Origin of the sequence: Sphingomonas sp., from assembly GCF_035555815.1 — a bacterium.
Lineage (GTDB): Bacteria > Pseudomonadota > Alphaproteobacteria > Sphingomonadales > Sphingomonadaceae > Sphingomonas.
Map to the genome: position 1 here is coordinate 1 of NZ_DATMGG010000058.1, position 5,789 is coordinate 5,789.

6 protein-coding genes are annotated in these 5,789 nt (G+C 66.9%); all 6 read left to right on the top strand.

Translation table 11 applies throughout. From position 1 onward, the window contains the following. Positions 1-363 (top strand): translocation/assembly module TamB domain-containing protein (locus tag VNR91_RS03280; protein WP_325489363.1); only part of this gene is annotated, 363 nt, incomplete at its 5' end. Positions 364-434: 71 nt separating this feature from the next. Further along, complete coding sequence (locus tag VNR91_RS03285; protein WP_325489364.1) at positions 435-773, top strand: DUF6481 family protein; 339 nt, start codon at positions 435-437, stop codon at positions 771-773. 10 nt (positions 774-783) lie between these two features. Then, entirely contained in the window at positions 784-1,458 is a 675-nt protein-coding gene (locus VNR91_RS03290; protein WP_325489365.1) for a spermidine synthase, read from the top strand. A 304-nt stretch (positions 1,459-1,762) separates the two neighbouring features. Then, a complete protein-coding gene (locus tag VNR91_RS03295; protein ID WP_325489366.1) occupies positions 1,763-2,521 on the top strand; it encodes an IclR family transcriptional regulator domain-containing protein in 759 nt (252 codons plus the stop codon). A gap of 131 nt (positions 2,522-2,652) precedes the next feature. Continuing rightward, positions 2,653-4,002 (top strand): M24 family metallopeptidase, encoded by a 1,350-nt coding sequence (locus tag VNR91_RS03300; protein ID WP_325489367.1) that lies wholly within the window; start codon positions 2,653-2,655, stop codon positions 4,000-4,002. 57 nt (positions 4,003-4,059) lie between these two features. Continuing rightward, positions 4,060-5,433: a M24 family metallopeptidase gene (locus VNR91_RS03305; protein ID WP_325489368.1), complete on the top strand. Its 1,374-nt coding sequence runs from the start codon at positions 4,060-4,062 to the stop codon at positions 5,431-5,433. The last annotated feature ends 356 nt before the right edge of the window (positions 5,434-5,789 follow it).

A 5,789-nucleotide genomic window follows, 5' to 3' on the forward strand; every position in this document is an offset into this window, starting at 1 on the left:
TCGCGGTTGCTGTTCGGCAGTTCGGTGACCAACCTGTCCGCCACCGAAGCGATCCAACTGGCCGCCGCGCTCAATTCGCTGCGCGGGTCGGGCGGCGGGCTCAACCCGCTGGGCAAGCTCCGGTCGGTCACCGGGGTCGACCGGCTGCGCGTGCTGGGCGCGGACGAGGCGACCGGGCGCAGCACCGCGCTGGCGGCGGGCAAGTACATCACCGACGATATCTACATCGAGATCATCACCGACGCGCGCGGCTTTACCGCCACCCAGCTCGAGATTTCGCTGACCAAGGCGCTCAGCCTGCTGTCGTCGACCGGCTCGTTCGGCGGGTCCAACGCGAGCATCCGTTATTCGCGGGACTATTAAACCGCGCGCGAAGCGTTCAAAGCGGCGTCGGAGCGGTCGCCGATCATGGCCGCCGTGGAGTGATTGCGACAATGGCATCTTACAAGACCCCTGATTTCCGGGAACGCGCGGCGTTGTCGAGCCAGGCCAAGCAAAAGGCGCTCGAGACGCTGAAGGCGCGCCCGACGCTCGATGAGGCGGAGCTGGCCAAGCGCCGCGAAGCGCGCGAGCAGCGCGAGGCCGCCGCCGCCGAGGCGAGCCGGGCCAAGGCCGCCGCGATCAAGGCGGCCAAGGAAGAAGCGCGCGCGGCCGCCGCGCGCGCCGCCGCCGAAGCCGCCGAACGTGTGGCGAAGGCACCGGCACCGCTGACCGAGGCGGAGCGCAAGGCCGCCCGCGACGCGCGCTACGCCGCACGCAAGGCGCGGAAATAGCGCGCGGACGATGCAGCCGCGCGAACTGATCGACACCGCGGCCGTCCCCGGTGGCGAGGAGCTGCGCCTGTACCGGCGCGGTGCTGATTTCATGATCGTGCTCGACCGCAACGAGCTGATGAGCACCCGGATGAACGGGTCTGAAGAAGCGTTGGCGACGATGACCTGCGACCGGCTGGGCGCCCGCCCGGCGCCGGCGCTGCTGATCGGCGGCTATGGCATGGGCTTCACGCTGCGCGCGGCGCTGGGCCGGCTGGGGGCGGACGCGCGCGTGACGGTGGCCGAGCTGGTGCCGCAGATCGTCGCGTGGGCGCGCGGGCCGATGGCCGAACTCACCGCGTCGTGCCTAGACGATCCGCGCGTGCGGCTGATCGAGCGCGACGTGGCGCTGGCGATCGCGGAGGCGCCCGGCGCCTATGACGCCATCCTGCTCGACGTCGACAACGGCCCCGACGGGCTGACCCGCCAGGACAACGACCGGCTCTACACCGCGCAGGGGCTGGCGGCGGCGCGGCGCGCGCTGCGGCCGGGCGGCGTGCTGGCGATCTGGTCGGCCGGACCGGACCCGGCCTTTACCCGGCGGCTGGCGCAGGCCGGCTTCGCGGTCGAGGAGGTCGCGGTGCGCGCGCGCCAGAACGGCAAGGGCCCGCGCCACGTGATCTGGTTCGCGGCCCGCTCCCACTGAAAGCGACCGACGGCGTGCAGGCGTTGCGGCGCTGCCGGGGGTGCGCGCCCTGCATTGAGCGAATCTGACAGCCGTCTGTTTCAGTACCGTAATATGACGATTGTGATCTCCCCGTTTCCGCACTATTCTTGCGCACACTTGTTCGCTAGTGGATAGCTTGCTTGCGACGAGTCGGTGCGACGGACCCGGTCTGAGTCGGTTCGAGTGCTTGCGTCACTGCCACCACATTCAAATGCGCAACGCGCGGTCGAACGCGCGAGTGAGGGATCATTAAGTGCAAGCGAACGCGATCGAAGAGCTGGACTTGGACGTCAACGACCGGGATTACGTCAATTCCCTCGCCCGCGGGCTGGAGGTGATCTGCGCCTTTACTCGCGCGCGGCCGCGCATGACGCTGAGCGACGTCGCCCGCGCCACCGGCATGACCCGCGCCAGCGCGCGGCGGCTGCTGTTGACCCTGGTGCGCGAAGGCTATGCCGAAAAGGCGGAGAAGCTGTTCGCGCTCAAGCCAAAGGTGCTCCAGCTCGGCTATTCCGCGCTGTCGTCGATGGGGATGCTCGACATCATCCAGCCGATCATCAACGACCTGTCGAAGTCGCTGCGCGAATCGGTGTTCGTCGCGGTGCTGACCGGGGAGGACGCGACCTATGTCGCACGGGCCACCGCCGACCGGCTGATGAGCGTGAGCTTCGCAATGGGCGGTCGCGCCCCGGCGCACGCGGTATCGACCGGGCGGATGCTGCTGGCGATGGAGCCGGAGGCGGCGCTCCACGCCTATCTGGACCGGGTGACGCTGGAAAAGCTGACGCCGAACACGGTCATGTCGAAGGTCAAGCTGCGCGGGCTGATCGAGCAGGCGCGCGCCGACGGCTTCGCAATCGTCGATCAGGAACTGGAGGTCGGGCTCCAGTCCGTTTCCGTGCCGATCCGCGACGGATCGGGGCGGACGATCGCCGTGCTCAATGTGTGCTGCCCCACCGCGCGGATCTCGTCCGAGGATATGCACCGCCGCATCCTTCCCGAACTTCAGGCGGCATCGCGCCGGATCACCGCCGCGCTGTGACCCACGCGATGCCGCCTTGCGGCATTTTTACCGCGCTTCGGCATATTATCGCTGATCGCTCTGCGAACGCTTGTACTCCACCGGTTTAGTATACAGTATATCCCCTCAACGAGTCGGCAGCGGGGGCATGCATGAAGCGGTGGGTGGCATTGGCGATGGCGGTGGCGGCGGCAATCTGCGCGCCGGCAGGGGCCGAGGAAAAGATCGACCCGGCGATGCCCGCCATCCTGTCGCTGGCCGAACGCGCCAAGGTCGAGGATCGCTGGCTGAAGGAACGGCTCGACACGCTGGTCCCGATGCTGATGCGCCGCGACAAGGTCGCGATGTGGATCATGGTCGCGGGCGAATATAACGAGGATCCGGTCGCCGAGACGATGCTGCCCGCCAACTGGCTGAGCGCGCGCCGCCGCACCATCCTGGTGTTCTTCGATCCGGGCGCGGGCAAGCCGGTCGAGCGGCTGGTGCTGGCGCGTTACGCGGTCGGCGATTTCAAGCCGATGTGGAATCCCGACGCGCAACCCGATCAATGGGCGACGCTGGCGAAGATCGTGGAGGATCGCGATCCGTCGTCGATCGCGCTCAACATCACCCCCGAATTCCCGCTCGCCGACGGCATGACCGCCAGCTATCTGCGCGAGCTGACCCGCGCGTTGGGGCCGAAATACGCCGGCCGTTTCGTCAGCTACGACCGGCTTGGGCTGGGGTGGATGGAAACGCGCATCCCGGCGGAGATGGCGACATACCCGACGCTGTCGCGGATCAGCCACGCGATCATCCAGGAAGGGTTTTCCGAGCGCGCGATCACGCCGGGCGTCACCAGTACCGACGATCTGGTGTGGTGGTTCCGCGAACGCATCGCCGCGCTGAAGCTGGATACGTGGTTCCAGCCGTCGGTGTCGATCCAGCGGCCCAAGATGGGGACGTTCGAAATCGCGACCATGAGCCAGGGCAACAAGGAGATCATCCAGCCGGGCGACATGCTGCACGTCGATTTCGGGATCAGCTATCTGGGCCTCAAGACCGACGTCCAGCGCATGGCCTATGTGCTGCGCCCCGGCGAGACCGAGGCGCCCAAGGGGCTGCGCGACGGGCTGGCGGCGATGAACGTGGTCCAGCGCGCCGTCACGGCCGAATTGCAGGCCGGCCGCACCGGTGATCAGGTGCTGGCCGCCGCGCGCAAGCGGTTCACCGCGCAGGGGGTGAAGGGATCGGTCTATTCGCATGCGATCGGCTATAACGGCCACGGCGCCGGCCCGTGGATTGGCGCGTGGGAGGATCAGTCGGGCGTGCCGTTCCGCGGCGCCTATCCGATCCACCCCAACACCGCCTGGTCGATCGAACTCAACGCTAGCCATGCGGTGCCCGAATGGGGCGGGCAGGAAGCGCGCTTCATGTTCGAGGAGGACGGATTCTACGACGGCACGTCGTTCCGGTTCCTCGACGGATTCCAGACCGACATGATCCTGATTCCGCGCCCCTGATCGGGCGCACGCGCGACGACGAACGATCACGACAGCATTGCCGGGGGGCGAATAACGATGCGAACGAAGCGGTATTCCAGGTTTCTGACGATCGGCGTGGCGGCGGTGGTGGCAGCGACCGGCACGGCGCACGCACAGGCGCCCGCCGCGCTCAACACGCAGGAGGTCGACCGCCCCGCCTATCCCACCGTGCTGACGCTGCGCGAACAGGCGGCGGTGCGCGACGGCTGGCTGAAGGAGCGGCTGGACACGGTGATCCCCGATCTGCTGCGCCGCAATAACGTCGACATGTGGGTCCTGATCGCGCGCGAGAATTTCGAGGACCCTGTCGTCCAGACGATGCTCGACGCCAGGAGCTTGCACGCGCGGCGGCGGACGATCCTGGTGTTCTACGATCCCGGCCCGGGCAAGCCGATCGAACGGATCACCGTCAGCCGCTACGGCCTCGCCGATTTCTTCAAGGCGGACTGGGTGCCGGAAAAGGAGCCCGATCAGTTCAAGCGGCTCGCGCAGATCATCGCCGAGCGTAACCCCAAGACGGTCGCGATCAATTCGTCGTCGCTGACCGCCTATGCCGACGGCATCACGCTCAGCCAATATCAGGACATGATGGCCGCGCTGCCGGAGAATTTGCGCGCGCGGGTCAAGCCCGACGAAAACCTCGCGGTCGGCTGGCTGGAGACGCGCGTGCCGGGGGAGATGGCGCGCTATCCCGAGATTGTGCGGCTGGCGCACGCGATCATCGGCGAGGCGCTGTCGGAAAAGGTCATCACGCCGGGGCGGACCACCACCGACGACGTCGTATGGTGGATGCGAGAGAAGATCGCGGCGCTGAAGCTCGCCACCTGGTTCCAGCCGTCGGTCTCGGCATTCCGCAAGGGCGTGAAGGGCGACCTGAGCGGCGACTCCGTGATCCAGAAGGGCGACATGCTGTGGACCGACTTCGGCATCACCTACATGGGGCTCAACACCGATACCCAGCATCTAGGCTATGTCCTGCGTGACGGCGAAACCGACGTGCCGGCGGGGCTGAAGGCCGGGCGGCTAGCGAACAACCGGGTGCAGGACGCGCTGACCTCCTCGTTCCGGGTCGGCGACAGCGGCAACGCGGTGCTGGCGCGCGCGCGGGCCAAGGCGATCGGCGAGGGGCTGAAGCCGTCGATCTATTCGCACCCGATCGGTTTCCACGGACACGCCGCCGGGGCGTCGATCGGTTTCTGGGACAATCAGGACGCCGATCCGCGCGGCGAGTACAAGCTGCGCCCGAACACCGCCTGGTCGATCGAGCTGAGCGCGACCGCACCGGTGCCCGAATGGGACGGGCAAGTGGTGACATTCCGGTCGGAGGAAGATGCGTTCTTCGACGGTACGGGCGTTCGCTACATCGACGGGCGGCAGAGCGATTTTCATCTGGTGAAGCCGGCGCGCTGAGTCCCGCCGATCGCGGCTAGCGCACGAATGTGACACTTCTGCACCAGTGGCGATGAATAGTGTACTGTATGTGAATTTTTGTGCGCTATGCGACCAAACGGTTTGACTTGCCGCGCAGCAAACGACGTAATGCGGTGCAGCAAATTTCACGGGAAGCGGATCAGGACACGTCGTAACTGAAGGGGGACAGGCAATGGGTCGGGCTGTATTGGGTGGGGCATTGATGGTCAGCGCGATGGCGCTGGCGATGCCCGTGGGGGCCGAGAATTTCCGCGTCGAACTGGCCAGCAAGGGTGTGGAAAGCACCTATGACGGCCGCGTCATCCTGATCCTCACCAAGAAGGGCGAAACCGAGC

What these genes read in the sequence shown, in the direction of transcription:
- VNR91_RS03285 (WP_325489364.1), top strand. Translation starts at nt 435, where the DNA reads ATGGCATCTTACAAGACCCCTGATTTCCGGGAACGCGCGGCGTTGTCG.
- VNR91_RS03290 (WP_325489365.1), top strand. Translation starts at nt 784, where the DNA reads ATGCAGCCGCGCGAACTGATCGACACCGCGGCCGTCCCCGGTGGCGAG.
- VNR91_RS03300 (WP_325489367.1), top strand. Translation starts at nt 2,653, where the DNA reads ATGAAGCGGTGGGTGGCATTGGCGATGGCGGTGGCGGCGGCAATCTGC.
- VNR91_RS03305 (WP_325489368.1), top strand. Translation starts at nt 4,060, where the DNA reads ATGCGAACGAAGCGGTATTCCAGGTTTCTGACGATCGGCGTGGCGGCG.